This window comes from Kineococcus aurantiacus (genome assembly GCF_013409345.1).
GTDB classification, from domain to species: Bacteria; Actinomycetota; Actinomycetes; order Actinomycetales; family Kineococcaceae; genus Kineococcus; species Kineococcus aurantiacus.
Map to the genome: position 1 here is coordinate 28,630 of NZ_JACCBB010000001.1, position 18,990 is coordinate 47,619.

18 protein-coding genes are annotated in these 18,990 nt (G+C 73.5%); 8 read left to right on the forward strand and 10 right to left on the reverse strand.

Annotated elements, in window-relative coordinates; genetic code table 11:
• Positions 1 to 50: 50 nt before the first annotated feature.
• On the forward strand, positions 51 to 1,406 hold the full coding sequence (locus tag BJ968_RS00150; protein WP_179748162.1) for a pyridoxal phosphate-dependent decarboxylase family protein: 1,356 nt from the start codon (positions 51 to 53) through the stop codon (positions 1,404 to 1,406).
• Positions 1,407 to 1,478: 72 nt separating this feature from the next.
• Here BJ968_RS00150 and BJ968_RS00155 read toward each other — a convergent pair whose 3' ends face one another.
• Positions 1,479 to 2,408: a rhodanese-like domain-containing protein gene (locus BJ968_RS00155; protein ID WP_179748164.1), complete on the reverse strand. Its 930-nt coding sequence runs from the start codon at positions 2,406 to 2,408 to the stop codon at positions 1,479 to 1,481.
• A 128-nt stretch (positions 2,409 to 2,536) separates the two neighbouring features.
• Positions 2,537 to 3,238: an SDR family oxidoreductase gene (locus tag BJ968_RS00160; protein ID WP_179748165.1), complete on the reverse strand. Its 702-nt coding sequence runs from the start codon at positions 3,236 to 3,238 to the stop codon at positions 2,537 to 2,539.
• A gap of 94 nt (positions 3,239 to 3,332) precedes the next feature.
• Here BJ968_RS00160 and BJ968_RS00165 point away from each other — a divergent pair, with 94 nt between their 5' ends.
• A complete protein-coding gene (locus BJ968_RS00165; protein ID WP_179748168.1) occupies positions 3,333 to 3,812 on the forward strand; it encodes a winged helix-turn-helix transcriptional regulator in 480 nt (159 codons plus the stop codon).
• 96 nt (positions 3,813 to 3,908) lie between these two features.
• On the opposite strand, the gene BJ968_RS00170 is transcribed toward BJ968_RS00165, so the two are convergent.
• Together BJ968_RS00170 and BJ968_RS00175 are read right to left on the reverse strand one after the other, a co-directional pair.
• The gene (locus BJ968_RS00170; RefSeq protein WP_179748170.1) at positions 3,909 to 4,361 is read right to left on the reverse strand and encodes a DUF3237 family protein; all 453 of its coding nucleotides are present in this window, start codon (positions 4,359 to 4,361) and stop codon (positions 3,909 to 3,911) included.
• 132 nt (positions 4,362 to 4,493) lie between these two features.
• Entirely contained in the window at positions 4,494 to 5,282 is a 789-nt protein-coding gene (locus BJ968_RS00175) for an NAD(P)H-binding protein (protein WP_179748173.1), read from the reverse strand.
• 374 nt (positions 5,283 to 5,656) lie between these two features.
• Here BJ968_RS00175 and BJ968_RS26155 point away from each other — a divergent pair, with 374 nt between their 5' ends.
• Together BJ968_RS26155 and BJ968_RS00185 are read left to right on the forward strand one after the other, a co-directional pair.
• Positions 5,657 to 6,664 (forward strand): zinc-binding dehydrogenase, encoded by a 1,008-nt coding sequence (locus BJ968_RS26155; protein ID WP_179748175.1) that lies wholly within the window; start codon positions 5,657 to 5,659, stop codon positions 6,662 to 6,664.
• Positions 6,665 to 6,726: 62 nt separating this feature from the next.
• Positions 6,727 to 7,725 (forward strand): zinc-binding dehydrogenase, encoded by a 999-nt coding sequence (locus BJ968_RS00185; RefSeq protein WP_179755898.1) that lies wholly within the window; start codon positions 6,727 to 6,729, stop codon positions 7,723 to 7,725.
• A gap of 144 nt (positions 7,726 to 7,869) precedes the next feature.
• On the opposite strand, the gene BJ968_RS27145 is transcribed toward BJ968_RS00185, so the two are convergent.
• The 4 genes from BJ968_RS27145 to BJ968_RS00205 all read right to left on the reverse strand — a co-directional run bounded on the left by BJ968_RS27145 (position 7,870) and on the right by BJ968_RS00205 (position 11,292).
• On the reverse strand, positions 7,870 to 8,325 hold the full coding sequence (locus tag BJ968_RS27145; protein ID WP_179748177.1) for a CGNR zinc finger domain-containing protein: 456 nt from the start codon (positions 8,323 to 8,325) through the stop codon (positions 7,870 to 7,872).
• 497 nt (positions 8,326 to 8,822) lie between these two features.
• Complete coding sequence (locus BJ968_RS00195; RefSeq protein ID WP_179748179.1) at positions 8,823 to 9,464, reverse strand: CGNR zinc finger domain-containing protein; 642 nt, start codon at positions 9,462 to 9,464, stop codon at positions 8,823 to 8,825.
• Between the two features lie 383 nt (positions 9,465 to 9,847).
• Complete coding sequence (locus tag BJ968_RS00200; RefSeq protein WP_179748181.1) at positions 9,848 to 10,357, reverse strand: hypothetical protein; 510 nt, start codon at positions 10,355 to 10,357, stop codon at positions 9,848 to 9,850.
• A 239-nt stretch (positions 10,358 to 10,596) separates the two neighbouring features.
• Entirely contained in the window at positions 10,597 to 11,292 is a 696-nt protein-coding gene (locus BJ968_RS00205; protein ID WP_179748183.1) for a hypothetical protein, read from the reverse strand.
• A 193-nt stretch (positions 11,293 to 11,485) separates the two neighbouring features.
• Here BJ968_RS00205 and BJ968_RS00210 point away from each other — a divergent pair, with 193 nt between their 5' ends.
• Positions 11,486 to 12,721, forward strand: coding sequence for a sensor histidine kinase (locus tag BJ968_RS00210; protein WP_179748185.1), 1,236 nt, complete (start codon positions 11,486 to 11,488; stop codon positions 12,719 to 12,721).
• Entirely contained in the window at positions 12,718 to 13,434 is a 717-nt protein-coding gene (locus tag BJ968_RS00215) for a response regulator (RefSeq protein ID WP_179748187.1), read from the forward strand. The genes BJ968_RS00210 and BJ968_RS00215 overlap by 4 nt, the downstream gene beginning before the upstream one ends.
• A gap of 76 nt (positions 13,435 to 13,510) precedes the next feature.
• Here the strand turns inward: BJ968_RS00215 and BJ968_RS00220 are convergent, their stop codons facing one another.
• The gene (locus BJ968_RS00220) at positions 13,511 to 15,817 is read right to left on the reverse strand and encodes an immune inhibitor A domain-containing protein (protein ID WP_179748189.1); all 2,307 of its coding nucleotides are present in this window, start codon (positions 15,815 to 15,817) and stop codon (positions 13,511 to 13,513) included.
• 224 nt (positions 15,818 to 16,041) lie between these two features.
• On the opposite strand from BJ968_RS00220, the gene BJ968_RS00225 reads away from it, so the two are divergent.
• Positions 16,042 to 17,262, forward strand: coding sequence for a saccharopine dehydrogenase NADP-binding domain-containing protein (locus tag BJ968_RS00225; RefSeq protein WP_179748191.1), 1,221 nt, complete (start codon positions 16,042 to 16,044; stop codon positions 17,260 to 17,262).
• 31 nt (positions 17,263 to 17,293) lie between these two features.
• Here the strand turns inward: BJ968_RS00225 and BJ968_RS00230 are convergent, their stop codons facing one another.
• Positions 17,294 to 17,908: a TetR/AcrR family transcriptional regulator gene (locus BJ968_RS00230; protein WP_179748193.1), complete on the reverse strand. Its 615-nt coding sequence runs from the start codon at positions 17,906 to 17,908 to the stop codon at positions 17,294 to 17,296.
• Positions 17,909 to 18,076: 168 nt separating this feature from the next.
• Between BJ968_RS00230 and BJ968_RS00235 the strand changes: the two genes are divergently transcribed.
• Entirely contained in the window at positions 18,077 to 18,928 is an 852-nt protein-coding gene (locus BJ968_RS00235; RefSeq protein WP_179748195.1) for an MBL fold metallo-hydrolase, read from the forward strand.
• The last annotated feature ends 62 nt before the right edge of the window (positions 18,929 to 18,990 follow it).

Below are 18,990 nucleotides of genomic sequence, written 5' to 3' on the forward strand. Positions count from 1 at the left end.
GCAGGACCGACAGGGCGTCTCCGCCCCCGAGAGAACAGCGACGAAGCGACATGACCGATCCGCAGGACGAAGTGAACCTGCTCCTGGAAGCCGACCTCCGAGCCCGCGCCTACACCGCGGGGATCGGGAAGCGTCCGGTCTTCCCCACCGCGGAGTCCCTGGCCGGGCTGAGCGCCTTCGACGAACCCCTGCCGCAACGCGGGCACGACCCGCACTCGACGTTGCGCCTGCTGGACGAGCACGGAACCCCAGCCACCGTCGAGAGCAACGGCGCGCGGTACTTCGGCTTCGTCGTCGGGGCCAGTCTCCCGGCGGCGGCAGCCGCCGACCGGCTCGTGCTGGCCTGGGACAACGGGGCGTTGGGTCACATCACCTCGCCGGCCACCGCCGCGGTGGAGCGGGTGGCCGCCCAGTGGCTGCTGGAGATCCTCGACCTGCCCCGGCACAGCGCGGTGGGTTTCACGACCAGCGCCACCGCCGGCACCCTCATCGCCTTGGCCACGGCACGTCGTTCCCTGCTGTCCCGGCTGGGTTGGGACCTCGACCGGCGCGGTTTGGCCGGTGCGCCGCGGATCAGGGTCGTCGTCACCGAACTCGCGCACGTCGTGGTGCTCAAGGCGCTGCGGGTCCTGGGTTTCGGCCAGGACGACCTGGTCCTCGCTCCCGTCGACGAGCACGGCCGCGTGGACGCGGCCCGGCTGCCCGAGGTGGACGCCACGACCCTGTTGCTGCTGCAGGCGGGCGAGGTCAACACCGGCGAGTCCGATCCGTTCAGGGACGTCATCCCCGCCGCCAAGGCTGCCGGGGCCTGGGTCCACGTCGACGGGGCCTTCGGCCTGTGGGCGCGCGCTTCGGCGTTGCACGAGCTCACCGCCGGGGTCGAGGAGGCCGACAGCTGGACGGTCGACGGGCACAAGTGGCTCAACACCCCCTACGACTCGGCCATGGTCGTCGTCCGCGACCGGGACGCGCTGGCCGCGACCATGAACTCCGACGCCGCCTACTCCACCACCTCGGCGGACTCCCAGAAGAACCTCACCCTGGAGTTCTCCCGCCGGGCGCGCGGGGTCGTGGTCTGGGCCGCGTTGCGCTCGCTGGGCCGTGACGGCGTGGCCGAGCTCGTCGAGAGCACCAGCGCCATGGCCACCCGCCTGGCCGACGGGCTCCGCGCGTCGGGTTACACCGTCCTCAACCGCGTCGTGCTCAACCAGGTCATCGCCCGGGCCGACACCCCTCAGGAGACCGCGCGCATCGTCGCCGCGGCCCAGGCGTCGGGCAGGACCTGGTTCGGTTCGACCGTGTGGCGCGGTCAGCCGGCGATGCGCCTGTCGGTCTCGTCGTGGCGCACCCGGCCCGGCGACGTCGACGACCTCGTCGCCCTGCTCGCCGACCTGCGCGCGGCGTAGCACCGCCTGCGGCGCGGGGGGACGCTCCGGGCCGGGTCCGGAAACTCGGACCCGGTCCGGACCGGTCGCCGCTCAGCCCCCCGGCTGCGCCGACGGCTCCTCCTCGTCGGTGTCCCAGGAACCCGCCTCCGCACCCACAGCGATCGGCACGCCCACGGCGTTGCCCCACTCCGTCCAGGAACCGTCGTAGTTGCGGACACCGGGCATCCCCAGCAGGTGGGTGAGCGCGAACCACGTGTGGCTGGAGCGTTCCCCGATCCGGCAGTAGGTGATGACCTCGTCGTCGGGACGCAGCCCGACCTCCTGGAAGTAGAGGGCCTCCAGGTCGGCCCGTGAGCGGTAGGTGCCCAGCTCGGTGGTCGCGCGCGCCCAGGGGACGTTGCGGGCGCCGGGGATGTGCCCGCCGCGCAGCACGCCCTCCTCGGGGTGGTCGGGGATGCTGGTGACCTCGCCGCGGTACTCGCGCGGTGAGCGGATGTCGATGAGCGGGCGTCCCGCGTGGTCGAGGACGTCGTGCCTGAAGGCGCGGGTGCTGCGGTCGTCGCGGGGGGTGACGGGGTAGGGCAGCGGCGTCCGCTCGCCGGGGGCCAGGCTCGTCCGGCGGCCTTCGGCGATCCAGCGGTCACGCCCCCCGTCGAGCAACCTGGCGTCCGGGTGCCCGTAGAGGCCGAGCACCCACAGGGTGTAGGCCGCCCACCAGTTGCTCCTGTCCCCGTACAGCACGACGGTCGTCTCCCGGCCGATCCCCGAGCGCCCCATGAGCCGTGCGAACGCCTCGGGGCCGATGTAGTCGCGCCGCGTCGGGTGGTTCAGGTCGGTGTGCCAGTCGATCTTCACGGCCCCCGGGATGTGGCCCGTGTCGTAGAGCAGGACGTCCTCGTCCGATTCCACGACGACGAGGCCGGGGTCGTCCAGGTGGTCGTCCAGCCACTGCGTGCTCACCAGGCGTTCGGGGTGGGCGTAGTCGGCGAAACGGGGGTGGGGATCGGCGGGAACGCCCACGGTTGCTCCTGATCGGGTGGGTCGGCCGCGCAGGCGGGTCGCCTGCGCGGTGCGCGTCGGCGGCGGGCAGCGGCACCGCGAGCGGCCCCGGGCGGCGCGCCCGGGGCCGCTCGGCGCCGGAGGGGTCGTCAGCGGGCCAGGTCGGGGTAGAGCGCGGGGACGCCGCCCGAGAGGCCCTGCTGCACCTGACGGCTCACGGTGTCGGCGAGGATCTCCCACGCGTCCGCGGCGATGCCGTCCACGGCGGCGCGGGCCACCTCACGGGGGTCCACCTTGGGGCCGTCGACGCCGGCGGCCATGTCGGTGTCCATGTAGCCCACGTGGAGCCCGGCGACGTGCACGCCCCGCGGTGCGAGTTCCTGGCGCACGGCGTTGGTCAGCGACCAGGACGCGGACTTGGCCGCGGAGTAGGCACCGACGCCGGGGTAGCTCAGCCACGACAGCGCGGACAGGATGTTCAGGACGGTGCCCCCGCCGTTGGCCTCGATGCGGGGCGCGAAGGCGCGGATCATGGACAGGGTGCCGAAGTAGTGCGTCTCCATCTCCAGGCGCACGTCGGCCAGGTCACCGGTGAGCGCGCTCGCCCCGGTCGCCGATCCGGCGTTGTTGACCAGGACGGTAACGTCGGGCGCGGACTGCACGGCCGCGGCCACGGCGGCCGGGTCGGTGATGTCCAGGGCCAACGGCGTCACGCCGGGCAGGTCGATGCTGCGCGGGTCACGCGCGGCGGCGTAGACCCGGGCGCCGCGGGCGAGCAGTTCCTCGCTCAGGCGGCGCCCCAGCCCGCGGTTGGCTCCGGTGACGAGCGCGGTCGCTCCCTCGAGTTCCATGGCGGTCCCCTTCTGGCTTGTGTTTAATTAAGTCAGCAGGTCGACGGTAACTGCTGGCTCAACCGAAAACAAGTCAGGTGGGTATGCTCAGGGCATGGGCGAACTGATCGACGACCGGGACAGCTGGCTGGACGCCACCTGCTCCATCGCGGCCACCTTGGACGTCGTCGGCAACCGCTCAACGCTCCTGCTGCTGCGGGAGGCCGCGCTCGGCACAACCCGCTTCGACGACTTCGCCCGCCGGGCCGCGGTGAGCGAGCCGGTCGCGGCCGCCCGCCTGAAGGACCTGGTCGCCGCGGGACTGCTGCGACGGCGCTCCTACCGCGAGCCCGGCTCGCGCACCCGGGCGGAGTACGTCCTGACCCCCAAGGGGCAGGCCCTCGTGCCGGTCCTCACGGCCCTGCGGGACTGGGGGGACGCCTGGGTGGTCGGCCGCGAGAACGCCACCCTCACCGCCGAGCACGAGGGCTGCGGCGCGAGCGTGCACGCCCGGCTGCGGTGCGACGCCGGGCACGACGTCGATCCGGAGGAGTTGCGGACCGTCGCCGGCCCCGGTCTGGGAGCACGGCCCTAGCGCGCCGGCTCCCGGCCGCAGGTGCGCGGCGAGGCACCGGACCCGGGGAGGTGGGCGGTGACCGCCGCAGCAGCCGGGCGCGCAGGGCCGAGCGCCTCAGGCGAGGCGGTGGACGACGTACTCGATCCTGGGACCGGCGAGGAGGCGGCCCTCGGCGACGAACAGGGACTCGTTGACCCAGGCGTAACGGCTGTCGCCGCTCTCCAGCGTCAGGCTGAGGCGGATGTAGGCGTCGCCGAAGTCGCTGGGGCGCTGTCCCCCGATCGCGGCCAGGGTGGCCTCGTTCATCTCGATGAGACCCCCGCCGTGGAAGTAGACGACCGCGCCGTCGTGGGTGGTCAGGGTGTGGCGGACGTCGGGGCGGGAGTAGCCGTCGGCCGTGGACAGCATCCAGTCACCACCGCCGGGGTTGAGGGTGCCGTTGAGGCGCTCACCGACGATGGTCCCCCCGGAGGCACCGATCAGGGATCGCCGGCCCAGCGGGGTGTCGCCGATCTCGACCGGCGGGACGATGTCGATGGTCAGGCGGAAGGCTTCTTCGAGGTTCACGATCTCTCTTCTCACTCGGTGGACGGCCGCTGGTGGTACCGGGCGGCCGGCGTCCCACCCCGGGTTCAGGGAGGGACCGGCGATGCGGGGGTGGCGATCCCCGGCCGCAGGTGTTCGGGGCCGGGCGACCGTTCAGGGCCGGGCGACGGGCTGACGGGTCAGGACGTCGCGCACGGTGTCGGCCAACGGGGTGGTCGCCCGGCCGAGGAGCGTGCGCAGGGACACGTCGGACAGTTCCAGGGCGCCTTCGGCGATGTTCCGCTCGACGCCGGCGATCGCGTCGATGCCCGCCGGTGGCACGCCGTGGACCTCCAGCTGGGCGCGGTGCTCCTCGTAGCCGATGTCCTCGTACGTCACCGGACGACCCAGCTGCGCCGAGACGGTCCCGGCCAGCTGCTGGCAGGTCCAGGGACTGTCCCCGGCCAGCTCGTGGACGCGGTTCGCGTGCCCGGCGCCGGACAGGACGACAGCGGCCGCCTCGGCGCAGTCGTCGCGGGCCGCGCTGGCCACCGCGCCGCCGGCGGCGTTCCCGACGAAGTGCCCGGTGCTCGCCGCCGACACGATCGTGGGTGCGTGGTTCTCGAGGTACCAGTTGTTGCGCAGGGTGGTGAACGGGATGCCGCTGCCCGCGATCAGCCGCTCCGTGGCCGGGTGTTCGGGCGCGAACACCAGGGCCGTGCTGTCGACGCGTGGGGCGCCGGTGTGCACGAGGTGCTCGACACCGGCGCGCGCCGCGGCCTCGACGGCCGCCCCGTGCTGCTCGACGCGCCGGCCGGGCTCGGTGCCGGAGACGAGCAGGACCGCGCGGGCACCGGCGAAGGCGGGGACCAGCGAGGCCGGGGCGTCGCAGTCGGCGTAGCGCACTTCGACACCGAGGTCCTCAGCGGCGCGCGGACGACGGGCAGCGGTGATGACGATCACGTCGTCCTCCTGGAACGGATCGTGGACGGCGCGACACGAGGAGCAGCGCCGCCGGCATCGTCATCCACCGCGTCGCATCAAGTCAAGCTATTTCACCTCTTACTCAGATGGATCGGTTCGCCGGGAGCAAACCCGTACGACCTCCTCGGCGCTTCACGCCCTGACAACCTCTTGACTGTCGCGGCAGAGGGATTAGCGGAGGGCTGGTCGACCGACCCCGAGCACCGCTCTGCGGACGCGACCGTCGACGCGGATCCGCTTGCTGGGTGCTATAACTGAACGGCTCTTACATGCTGCGGTGAACGCGGCCGTCGAGACGCTGGGCACCCCGCCGGCGCACCGCCAGATCCCACCACTACGTCCAGGAGGCAGCCGTGCAGGCTGTGCAGATCTCGTCCTTCGGCGACCCCGCTGACGTCCTCGAACTCGTCGAGGTCGAAACCCCCACCCCGCAGGCCGGTCAGGTCGTCGTCGACGTGGAAGCCGCCCCCGTCAACCCCTCCGACCTCATGCTCATCGAGGGTCACTACGCGGTGCACCCACCGCTGCCGGCGGCAGCGGGAGCCGAAGGCGTGGGTCGCATCAGCGCGGTGGGGGCAGGGGTCGACCCGGCCCGCATCGGCGAGCGCGTCCTCGTCGTCCCCACCTTGCGCCACGGCACCTGGCGCGAGCAGACGCTGGTGGACGCCGACGACGTGGTCACCATCGACGGCGAGGGTGACGTCCTGCAGCAGGCCATGCTCGGCATCAACCCCATCACCGCGGACCTGCTGCTCGACCACGCCGGCCTCGAGGCCGGCGACTGGGTCGCCCAGACCGCGGCCAACTCCGCGGTCGGGACCTACCTCATCGCCCTGGCCAGGCGGGCGGGACTGCGCACGGTGAACATCGTCCGGCGTCGAGAGGCCGCTCAGGAGGTGCTGGCCCTGGGTGGGGACGTCGCGATCGTCAGCGACGACGACTTCACCGACACGCTGGAGCAGACGCTGGGCGGGGAACGCATCCCCCTGCTGCTGACCCCCCTCGGGGGTGACGTCGTCTCCCGGACCGCCCCCTTCCTGCAGCACGGCGCCACGGTGATCAGCTACGGAGCCGTCAACGGTGCGCCGGTGGCCATCCCCCCGCAGCACCTCACCTTCGGGGACATCACCGTGCGGGGTTTCTGGCTGAACAACTGGCGCGAGTCCACGCCCGCCGCCCAGGTCGCCGCCCGCTACCAGCGCATCGCCCGGCTCACCGACGAGGGGGTCCTGTCCGCCCCGGTCGCTGCGACCTACCCGATCGCGCAGATCGACGCAGCCGTCGAGCACGCCCGCCGTGACGGTCACGCCGGACGGCAGGGCAAGGTCCTGCTCACCTTCGGCGCCGAGGCCGACTCGTGAGCACCGCCGAGGACACCGGCGCGGCGCCGGTGAGGACCGTCCGCGCCGGCGAGGAGCGTCGCGTGAAGGGTGCCGTCCTCCACGCCCCCGGCGGGCTGGACCGCCTCGTGGTCACCGACCTGCCCGATCCCGGAACACCCGGGCCCGGTGAGGTGCGGGTGCGCATCCGCGCCAGCACGGTGAACTTCCACGACCGCGGCATCGTCACGGGGGTGCTGCACGCTCCGGACCGCCACGTGCCCATGGCCGACGGCGCCGGTGTGGTCGAGGCCGTGGGCGCCGACGTGCACGACCTGGCGGTCGGCGACCACGTCGTGGCCGTCTTCTTCCCGCAGTGGCAGGCCGGCCCGCCCGTCATCGACAGCCTGGGCAGCGCTGCGGGCATCGGCCGGGACGGCTACGCGCGCGAAGTGGTGGTGGCCCCCGCCGGCACCTTCACGCGCGCTCCCGGGCACCTCTCGCACACCGAAGCCGCCGCCATCACCGTCGCCGGCGTCACCGCGGCCACCGCCCTGGAGGGTCTGGCCCCCGGTGAGGTGGTGGTGGTCCTCGGCACCGGAGGGGTGTCCACCTTCGCCCTCCAGCTGGCGAAGGCGGCAGGAGCCGCCGTCGTCGTCACCTCGTCCTCCTGGCAGAAGCTGCAGCGGGCGCTGGACCTGGGAGCGGACCACGTCATCAACTACCGCGACACCCCGCACTGGGGTCAGCGGGTGCTGGAACTGACCGGTGGTCGCGGAGCCGAACGGGTGGTCGAGGTCGGTGGGCCGGGAACGTTGCCGCAGTCGATCACGGCGGTGGCCGTCGGCGGCCGGATCTCCCTGGTCGGCGTCCTCACCGGCGTGGAGGGTCTCGTTCCCACCGACGCCCTGATGATGAAGCAGGCACGCCTGCAGGGGATCGTCGTCGGCAGCCGCAGCACGCAGCAGAAGCTGGTGCGGTTCCTGGAGACCCAGCGCATCCACCCGGTGATCGACCGGGCGTTCCCGTTGGCCCGGATCGCCGAGGCCTTCTCCTACCAGGGCACCGGGGCGCACCTGGGCAAGGTCGCCCTGGAACTCTGATGCGGGGCGCCGGCGTGGAACGCGGCGGGGCGGGTTGCGCCGGGAGGCTGCACCCCGCCCCGCCTGCACGTTCCCGGTCCCGCCGTCGAGTTCCGCGCGAGGGTGTGCCCGTGGACGCGCAGCGCACCGCACGACGTCCACCGGTCAGTGACCGCCCTGGATCCCGTCGGCGGACGAACCCGGCCGCGGCTGGGCACGAGAGGTGGTGGACCGGGCGCGCTTCTGGTGAGCGCGCACGTTGGCCACGTTCCCGCACGACGTCACGTCGTGCCAGATGCGGCTGCAGTTCCTGGACCGGTCGAAGAACGCGGTGGGGCAACCGTCGTCCGCGCAGACCTTCAGACGCCGGGCGGTGCCACCCGCCGCGGCGAGGAGCAGTTGCACCAGCAGGCAGGAGCGGACGAGCTCGGCACCACTGCCCTGCGGTTCCAGGCTCACCGACCCCCCGCCGGACAGCGCGATGGTCGCACCGGCGCGGGCCAGGACCTCCACCCCTGCACCGCTGCGGGAACCGTCCCCGCCTCCCGGTCGCGGCACCGCCGGGCCGCGCGCACGCAGGCCCTCACGCAGGTCGTCACGCAGCAGCCGCAGGTCGCGCACGTCGCGCTCGGACAGGACGGTGCGCCGGGCGCCCGTCGCAGCACCGTGTTCCGCCAGGACGGCCAGGGCCCGGTCCAGCCACCGTTGTGCGCCGGACTGGCCGGCGAGCAGGTCCTCCTGGAGCGGGCGTCCGGCTGACGCGGTGTTGAGGAAGTCCTACACGAAACCCAACCCGTCCGGCGCGCTGCTGTCGAGGTACCTCGAGGTGGCCGCCCACTGCGGGTTCACGGTGCCGTCCCCGCCACCCGCAGCGGCGCCCGCAGGACGGCGCCCCCGGGAACGGTGCAGCCAGTCACTGAGCGACCTCCCAGGGAATCCGTCCCTCGATGCTCGGTGGATCGTCGAACTCGAGTGATCGAGGTTGGGCTCTTACGAGAAGTTCGGCAACCGTTGTTCCGGTGGTCGAGCCCGTCTCGTGCGAGCCGCCGGTGGGGCCGGGCTCACCGCGCGACTGCCGCGGCACGACGGTGCCGCCGGGCGGCTGCACCCGGCGGCCCTCACCGCGCCACGCCGGCGGACGCCCCCTCCTTGAGCCGCCGGCGGTAGGCCCGCAGGTTGGCGGCGTTGCCGCACGTCTTGACGTCGTGCCAGATCCTGCTGCTGTTCTTGGACAGGTCGAAGAAGGCCGACTGGCACGCCTCGTTCGCGCAGACCTTCAGCCGGCCGCGTTGCCCTTGGACTTCGGCGACGGCCAGCTGCAGGAGGACGTACGAGCGGATCAGGTCCGCCCCCTGTCCCTGCGCCCGCACCTGCACGCGACCTCGCTGGTCCAGGACGAGACCGGCCACTCCGCGGGCGACGCTCTCCTGGCCCGCGTCACCGTCGTCGTCCGGGCCCCGGCCACCGGAGAACAGACCCGCCCGGAGGTCGTCGCGCAGGAGCCGCAGGTCGCGGACGTCGCGCGCCGACAACGTCACGCCGTCGCCGAGCGAGTCGTCGCCGACGGTCCGCAGCGCTCGCAGTGCCCCGTCGAGCCACTGCTGGGCGTCGTCGCGGTCGGCCAGCAGGTCGGGCAGGCGGGGACGTCCGGCTGAGGCGGTGTTGAGCAGGTCCTCGACGAAGGCCAGCCCTCCCGGCGCGATCGAATCGCCGTACCGCGCTGAGGCGACCCAGCCGCCGACCGGTGCCGTCGAAACCATCCGTCCTCCACTCCAGCGCGTGCGGCGGGCGCCCGGGGACGGGCGCGACCGTTGCGGTTCCCGCCAGGGTAACCGCACCACCACGAGCGTTCTTCCGTCGTGTCTGTCGCGCCCGACCGCCGGCGAGCGGGAGGTGACCGTCCGCGCTGAGCAGCGCTGCACCGACGAGTACCTCCGGCGATTCCCCGCAAGACGACTCGTTGGGTGCAGCGCCCCTCGAGGGGCAGGACCCGGGTCACGTCCAGGACCCCCACCACGAGGCCGGCCTCCGGCTCCCGGCCCACGGTCCTCGGGGGGAGCGTCACCTCGACCTCCACTCCCGTGGCGGACGTCGTGAGCTCCTTCACGGTGAAGTCGCTCTGGTGCTCGCCCTGCACCTGGACTCAGCCCTGCCTCGGCGCACTCGTCCCGGTTCCGGCGAGGGTGACCACGACCAGCTTGCTGGAGCTCTGGCCGCACGGGACGTCGCCGAAGTCGAGGGACTCCTCGCTGAGCGAGGAGGAGAACGGCTGCACCTCGCTCGGGCCACCGCTGGCGAGCAGCACCTTCGTCACCTCCGCCACCAGGTCGAGGAACACCTCGTCGATGAAGCCCACCACGAAGGCGGTCCCGCCGTGGAAACCGGTCTCGGCCGGGGTCGAGGGCCCGATCGGGGGCACGGTGCCCGGTTCCGCGCCGTGGTCCGTGTCCGTGTCCGTGGTGGTGTTCTCGGACGTCGCACCGGCGGTGGGGAGCACCGTCTGCAGGACGGGGAACGCCACCGTGGCGGCCACGGCTCCTGCGACGAGGCGGATCAGGTGCCGGACGAACCAGCGGTCGTCCCAGTCGTGGCTGTGCTGGGCCGTCCCGACCAGGCTGACCGTCGCCCCACCGAGTGCGAAGGGCGCCGGCACCGGTCAGCGCCAGTGGGGAACTCACGGTTCCTCCCCACGGACGTCCACTCCGGTCAGCCGGGGCACGGCACGTCCTCCCACCCCGGTGGTGGGTGCGCCGCCCCGATCAGGGCGGCACGGGGTCGCTGCGGGAACTCCGCGTCCCGCGCTGTCTCGAGGGCGAGGCGGTCGGGGACGGTGGTGAGGATCGTCGGCGTGCGGACCGCTCACTGCCGCCGGGTCCGGCCGCGCACCTCGGCTCACGCCGTGACGTTCCGGGCCAGGACCGACCGTGGCGCCGGCTGCGGCGCAGCACCCCTGAGCAGGACCGGGCTCGTGGCGGTCAGCGCCAGCGCCACGACGCAGCGGAACAGCAGTTCCCAGACGTCGCCGGCCTCGGTGGCGAACCAGGAGCCGATCACGCCCGCCGTGCCGACCAGCGGCACCCAGGTCGCCAGCAGCCGCGCCCGCCGCAGGCCCCACAGCAGGACCGGCACGCCGAGGTAGTACCCGGGCAGCATGAGCAGGAAGGCGATCCCCAGCCCGGGTCCGCCGGCCATGCGTTCGGCGACGCTCACCACCTCCGCCGGCACGGGGAGCTGGGAACCGGCCAGGACGGGCACGTCGGCCTCCGACGTGCCCACCAGGACCATCCCCACCATCCCGGCGCCCGCGAGGCAGGCACCGGTGACGCTCAGCGCGGACCCGCGCCCGCGCACCGCCCGGCCCAGCGCGCTGACCGCCGGCAGGAGCACCAGACCGGCCGCCGCCAGCGTGAGCGACCACGCGGTCCAGCGGCCCTGCTCGGCCACGGCGTAGGTCAGCAGGTCCCCGGAGCTGTCGCCGGGCATGGAGGGGTCCAGGGCGCCGGTGGCCGCGAGCAGCACCGCCCCCACCACGAGGCAGACCCCGGCGAGCCGGGTGCGGACGAGTGGACGATCGACGGGCAGGGACACGGCTCCTCCTGAGGTCGTCGCCCCCCGGGCGGGAGGCGTGGGACTGGACGGTAGGAACCGGCGGTGCCCCCGGGCGTCAGGCGTGCTGCGGAGCCGCGTCCCCCGCGGGGTGGAGGGGCGGGTGCACCTCCCCCTCACGGCGGACGCCGCCAGGTGGATGACGTCGCAGCGGCGGCGGCCTACCGTGCTGGTCATGTCCAGGTGGCAGGTGCTGCGGCGGTGGGACGTCGCGCTGCCCCTGCTGCTCACCGCCGTGGCGCAGGTCGAGCTGCACCTCCCGTACAGCACGGAGTCGGCTCCGGTCTCGCCGGCGCACTCGCTGTTCCTGCTCGGGGTGACGCTGCCGCTGGTGGCCCAGCGCCGCGCTCCCTCCCTGGCCCCGGTGGCCGCCGCGGCGGTGTGGGCGGTCGAGCCGCTGCTGTTCCCGGTGACCAACACCTTCGCGGTGCCGCTCACCGTCCTCGGCCTGGGGCCCCTGGCCGCTGCGCGGTGGGCGCCGACCCCGGCCAGGGCCTGGGCCGGCTGCGTGTGCGTCGTCGCGCTGATCGCCGTGCAGGGGGCGACGAACGCCGAGTACGGCGTCGGCGGCACCGTCTCCGGCGTCGTCTTCGGCTCGGCCCTGGCCGTGGTCGGCGCCGTGTGGCGCCGTCACACCAGCCAGCGCGGACGGGCCGAGGAACGCGCCGCGGCCGAGCACGAGGCGCGGGAGGAGTCGGAGCGGGCGCTGGCCACCGAGCGCGCGCGCATCGCCCGGGAGCTGCACGACGCCGTGGGCCACGGGCTGAGCGTGGTGGTGCTGCAGGCGCGCGGCGCGCGCCGGGTCCTGACGGCCGATCCCGTCCTGGCCGGGAACGCGCTGGACGAGGTGGAACGCGCCGCGATGCGCTCGATCCACGAGATGCGGCTGTTGACGGGTCTGCTGCGCCTGCCCACCGGCGCCGCGGCGCCGCAGCCCGGTCTGGAGGAGCTGGGCGCGCTGGCCGAGACGGTGCGGGCCGCGGGAACGCCCGTCGCGTTGCGCCTGCCCACCCCGTTGCCGGACCTGCCGACCGCGCTGGCCGTCACCTGCTACCGGATCGTGCAGGAGGCGCTGACCAACGCGCTGCGCCACGCGCCCGGCAGCGCCGTGCAGGTCGAGGTGCGGCTCGAGGCGCGTTCCTCCGGGTCCGCCGTCGTGCTGCAGGTCCTCACCGACCGCCCCACCGGCGCCGTCGCCCCTGCCGGGGAGGGCGACACGGGGGCGGGGCGTGCCTGGAAGGGGGGTACCGGCCTGCCGGGCGTCCGCGAGCGCGTCGACCTGTTCGGCGGCCGGCTGGACGTCGGCCCGCTGCCCGGCGGTGGGCACCGGCTGCACGCCTCCTTGCCGGTGCCGGCCCCCGGGCGGGTCGCTCGCCCCCTGCCCGACGACGCGGGGCGGGCGGCGACGTGAACCTGCGCGTCCTCGTCGTGGACGACGAGCGGCTGGTGCGGGCGGGTTTCCGCATGATCCTGGGTTCGGAGCCGGGGGTGGAGATCGTCGGTGAGGCCGGCGACGGTGTCGAGGCGGTCACCGCGGCCCGGGCCCTGCGCCCCGACGTCGTCCTCATGGACGTGCGGATGCCGCGGATGGACGGGATCGAGGCCACGCGCCGCATCGTCCGGCTGGACCCGGCGCCGGCCGTGCTGGTGGTGACGACGTTCGACCAGGACGAGCACGTGTACGCGGCGTTGCGCGCCGGGGCGGGAGGGTTCCTGCTCAAGGACGCCCCCGAGTCCCAGCTCGTGGCGGCGTTGCGCACGGTGGCCGAGGGGGTTTCCCTGCTGGCGCCGTCGGTGACCCGGCGACTGGTCGAGTCGCTGTCCCCGCCCCCGAGTTCACCGGCCGTACCGGTGGGCGGGCTGCACGACCTGACGCCGCGCGAGCTGGACGTCCTCGAACTGCTGGCGGGCGGGCTGGCCAACGGTGAGATCGCCGAGCGGCTGGGCGTGGGCGACGCGACGGTCAAGACACACGTGTCCCGGGTCCTGACCAAGCTGGGCCTGGCCAGCCGGTCCCAGGCGGTGGTGGCGGCCTACGAGAGCGGGCTGGTCCGCCCCGCCGGCACGACCCGGCCGGCAGCGCACGAGGAGGGTCCGGCGGGGACGTCCCCGGCCGACCGTTGACCGCACCACCGGCCCGCACGCGGCGAAGGCCCACCGGCGCGCTCGCCGGTGGGCCTTCGCGGTGCGGGACGGAGCGTCAGCTCACGCGGACCTGCATGAAGGAGTCGCGGGCGCTGGTGCTGACCACGGTGATCTTCGTGCCGGTCTTCGGGACGTCCACCCCGGACCAGCCGTTGGCGTCCGGCTGCTCGCCGGCCGCGACGTACCAGTCCTTCGTGTCGTCGAAGGTCGGCACCGCCGGCAAGCCGCCGTAGGTGCCGGCCTTGCCGGTGTCGGGGTCGTGCAGGGTGATCGTGTCCGTGCGCTCGCGCCCGAAGGTGGAGTCGTAGGACTGCACGCGCGGGCGCCAGCTCTCACCGTTGCCGCGGTCGGTGCCCTCGTCGTCGGTCGGTTCGTAGGTCAGCGCCGGGTGGGCGTCGACCGGCAGGACCAGACCGCCGCCGGGGTGGGCGCCGACGTTGTTGTCGGCGTACTGGGAGTTCCAGTACGTGATGAGCAGGCCGTCCTGGTAGGGGTAGCGCTCGGCCCAGTCGGGGCGGGCCGGGTCTCCGAAGTTGTAGGGCCCGGTGGCCAGGCTGGCGTCGTAGCCGCGGTACTGGCGGTACTCGGCGAGGTAGGCGTTGAAGAAGGACTCCGTCGTGGTGCCGGTGGTGGTGGTGAAACCGTCGAGCGTCCAGTTCGTCACCGGGTTCGCGCCGAGGGAGACCGCGTCCACCTGCAGGCCCGGCTCGGTGGCCGCGCCGTCGGTCCAGTAGCGGAAACCGACCAGCGCGCCGGCGGGCACGGTCGCCAGGGAGGCGGTCAGGTCCACCCACTGGCCTCCGGTGCTGCCGGTGATGCCCTGGCCGAAGTTCTGGCCGTTGGGGTCGCTCGTGGTGGAGCGGTTGGTGGGCACCGGGGTGAACGTCCTGCCGCCGTCGGTGGAGTAGACGACGTAGGCGTAGTCCCAGTCCTGCTCGATCTGGTACCTGACCTTGGCGCTGAGGGTGCTCGCCCCGGCCGGTCGCGGCGTGAGCATGGTGTTGTCGAGGTCGTCACCGGCTCCGGAGTACCAGAAGTCGGAGCCCTCGAACGGCTTGCCGATCTCGGTGGTGACCTCCTTGTCGGGCAGGTTCACCACGAGCGCCTGCGCCTGCTTGGTGGTGGCCTCGGCGGGACCGAGCTTGGTGTTCGCCGTGGCGCCGGCGGCGACCGCCTCGTAGTCAAGCCAGCCCAGCTGCAGCTTCTCCCAGGCGCCCATGTGCATGGGCTCGGTGCCGATGCCGTCCTCGGGACGGCCGCTGCTGCCGTAGGAACCCGACGACATCAGCGACCAGTAGCCGGTGGAGTTCTCCGCGCCACCGGAGTTCCCGGAGGTGTCGTACAGGTCCGGCAGGCCCAGGTCGTGGCCGAACTCGTGGGAGAAGACACCCACGCCACCGTTCTCCGGCTCCACGGTGTAGTCGCCGACCCAGTACTTCGACTGCCCGATGCGCGTACCGCCCAGCGCGACGGTGGTGCCGCCCACGGTGGGGCCGCCGGCGCCCTGGCGGGTGGTCTGGTTGTACCAGCGGTGCGACCAGATCGCGGCCTGGCCCAGGCGTCCGCCACCGACCTCCTCGCCCTCGCCGGCGTGCACGGCCTGGAAGTGGTCGATGTACCCGTCGGGCTCGTCGAAGTTCCCGTCGCGGTCGAAGTCGTAGCGGTCCCACTGGTCGAAGCGGGAGAGTTCCTGGTCGATCTGCGCGGCGGTCTTGCCGGCCGCCGTCTGCTGGGCGTACCAGCCGTTCAGGGCGTCGTTGACGAACTTCCAGGCGGCCGCGTCGCCGAGGGCGTTGTCGCCGTAGGAGGCGCCGGCGCCGGGCACCTGCACCCAGTCCGTGACGGTGCCCTCGACGGTGTACCGCCCGGAGGAGACCTCGTCGTAGAAGTTGGCCATCGAGACGTCGCCGTCGGCCTGCGAGAACAGCAGGTCCTGGTAGTACGGCTGGGAGAAGTCCTTCGTCCAGATGGTGGTGTTGTCCACCGCCCGGTCCGGCGCGGGGATGCTGTTGTGCTTGAGGTCGGAGAACTCACCGAGGACGGTGAAGATCTGGTCGGTGTCCTCGCGGGCGAGTTCGACGTACTGGCCCTTGGCGACCCGGACGACCTTGTTGTCGCCCCGGGGGGTGGCTTCGCCGGAGAGGACCTTCTCCAGCCCGGCGGCGCGCAGCGCGCGCTGCTTGTCGCTCAGCGGGTTGGAGCGGTCGTCCTCGCGTCCGCTGCCCTGCGGGCGTTCAGCGGCGGCTCGGTCCGCGGCGAAGGCGGTGGTGGTGGAGGTGGTTGCCGCGGCGGGTGCCGCGGCGGCGGCCGGGACGGCCACGACGAGCGCCGCTCCCAGAGCGGCGCACAACGTTCTTCTCACGGAACCTGCTCCTGGTGTTTGGGCCCGGCAGCGCCGGACGGGTGCACCGGCGGTCCTGGCGAGCGGTGGCCACCATAAGACAGTTCACAGCTGGAAAGCGAGACGTAACACACCGTTAACGAAATTGCCCGGTCGAACAGCACGGCGGCGTCGGCACGCCGCTCGGGCGCGGACGAGCGCGGCCACCGCGCGTGGAGCCGGGACCGGCGGGTTAGCGTGACGGCGTGGCTCGCGACCTGGACATCGTGCTGTTCGGCGCCTCCGGCTTCGTCGGGCGGCTGACCGCGGCCCACCTGGCCGCGCACGCCCCGGCGGGGACGCGGATCGCCCTGGCCGGCCGCTCGCGCGAGAAGCTGACGGCCCTGGCCCGAGACCTGGGACCCGCCGCCGCGCACTGGCCGCTCGTGGTGGCCGACGCGTCCGACGAGGCGTCGCTGCGCACGCTCGCGGAGTCGACGCACGTCGTGGTCTCCACCGTCGGTCCCTACCTGCGCCACGGCCTCCCGCTCGTGCAGGCGTGCGCCCGCGCCGGCACCCACTACGCCGACCTGACCGGTGAGGTGCTCTTCGCGCGCGCCAGCATCGACACCGCCGACGAGGCGGCCCGCGCGAGCGGGGCGCGGATCGTGCACTCCTGCGGCTTCGACTCGGTGCCCTCGGACCTGGCCGTGCTGCTCGCGCACGAGTGGGCCCGGGCGCAGGGCGCCGGGCCCCTCGCGAGCGCCACGCTGGAGGTCCTGTCGGCGCGCGGCGGGCTCAGCGGCGGCACGGTCGACTCCCTGCGCCTGCAGCTGGACACCGCGCGCCGTGACCCGCGGGCACGGCGGCTGGTCGCCGACCCGTACGCCCTGAGCCCGGACCGAGCGGGCGAACCCGACCTGGGCCCCCAGCCCGACGCGTTCGGCCCGCACCGGCGCGCCGCGACCGGTGACTGGGTCGCGCCCTTCGTCATGAGCTCCTGCAACACCCGGGTGGTGCGGCGCAGCAACGCCCTGCTGGACCACGCGTACGGGCCGCGGCTGCGCTACGCGGAGGTCGTGGCGTTCTCCGGGCGCACCGCGGCTCTGCGGGCGAGCGCCGTCACGGCGGTGCTGGCCGGGCTCACGGGCCTGCTGGCCGTCCAGCCCCTGCGGCCACTGCTCGACCGCCTGCTGCCCGCCCCCGGCGCGGGACCGAGCGAGCGCACCCGCCGCACGGGGCACTTCCGGCTGCGCCTGGACGCGCGCACGGAGTCCGGGCGCCGCGCCACGGTGACCGTCGCCGCCCAGGGCGACCCCGGCTACGCCGCGACCGCGGTCATGCTCGGCCAGAGCGCTCTGGCGCTGGCCCTCGACGGCGACCGCCTCCCCGCCCGCGCCGGCGTCCTGACCCCCGCCACGGGCATCGGGGCACCGCTCGTGGACCGCCTGCGCCGGGAGGGTTTCACGCTCGACGTCGCCGCCTGACCTCCCGGTCCGCCCGCGCACGACGTGACGGTCACCTCCGCAGGAACTGCTTGGCCTCCGCCAGCGCCGCGTCGAGGGCTTCAGCGACCACCTCGAAGTCGTCCTGCTCGGCGCAACGGCGCAGCGCCAGCTCCCAGGCGGCCAGCACGATGGCACACGGCAGCCGCACGGAGGGATCGGTGGGCGTCAGGCCCTGCCGGGACGCCAGGGCGCCCGCCAGGTCGTCGATCCACTCGTCCGTCTTCTGCAGGTGCCGACGACGCAGCTCGGGGTTCTCGACGTTGAGCTGCATGACCGTCCGCATCAACGGCACGTCCCGCAGGACCGCCTCGACGGCCACGTCCATCGCCGCGCGCAGGGCCTGCAGGGGTGTTTCACGAGCCGGCCTGTCCAGCAGCCGGGCCGCGGCGTGCCGCCCCAGGTCCTCGACCGGCTGCAGGACCGCGTCCTCCTTGGACGCGAAGTACCTGAAGAAGGTCCGCCCCGAGACCCCGACGGACGCGGCGATCGCCTCCACCGTGGTGCCGGCGTACCCCTCCTCCTGGAACAGGTGCATGGCGGCGGCCGACAACTCGCTGCGGATGGCGTCCCGGGTCCTCTCGCGCACGCCCTTGGGAGCAGCCGGGAGGTCCGTCGGGTGCGTCATGACCGGATCGTACCGTTCACGTCACCCACTACCCGTGTGTCACGGCCTGACAGCAACTGGCCACCACCGGGGTTCTGTCCCTCGCCCTCCTCACCGTGTACAGTCACGTCCCGACAACTTGTCACAGGCTGACACGAAGTCAGTCACCGACCCACTCGGAGCGCACTCATGGCCGACAAGATCACCATCGGGGAGTTCACCGTCACCGTCCTGACCGACGGCGCCTCCCACCTGCCGCCGTCGGCCTACCCCGGAGCCGACTTCTCCCGGTACCCCGACGTCCTCGACGCCACCGGCACCCACGAGATCCGGCTGGGGGCCCACCTGGTGCAGGGTCCGGACGAGACGTTCCTCGTGGACGCCGGAGCCGGGGAGCTGTCGATGCCCTTCCCCCCCGAGCTCGCCGCGGCCGACGGCCTGACCGACCCGCCGCCCCTCCTGGCCAGCGCCGGCGCGCTCCCCGCCGCCCTCGCCGCGGAGGGGGTCCAGCCCGAGGACATCACCAAGGTCTTCACCACCCACCTGCACCTGGACCACATCGGCTGGCTCGTCAAGGACGGGCAGCCGTTCTTCCCCAACGCCACCGTGTACTACGGCGCCGAGGACTGGGCACTGCTCGTCGAGGGAGCGCCGGCGGACGACCCCGCCCGGATCGTCATGGAAACCGCTCAGGAGGCGGGCGTCCTGCAGACGTACCCCGCCGGCGAGAGCGAACTGCTCCCCGGTGTCACGGCCGTCCACGCACCCGGCCACACCCCCGGCCACGTCACCGTGACGCTCACCTCGCAGGGTGAGCGGCTGTGGTTCGTCGGCGACCTCATCGAACTGCCCGCCCAGTTGAACGACGAGGACATCCACTTCACGACCGACGTCGACCGCGACACGGCCGGCAGCGCCCGCCGCCGGATCCTCGAACAGGCGAAGGAGGAACGCATCGTCATCGCCGCCTCGCACCTGAGCAACCCCTCCTTCGCCCTCATCACCGAGGACGACACGTGGGCGGACGCCACCGGTCGCTGAGACCCGAGGGGACGCGCTCGGCGCGCTGCGACGTCCGTGCCGCCCGGGGTTCCTCCCCCGGC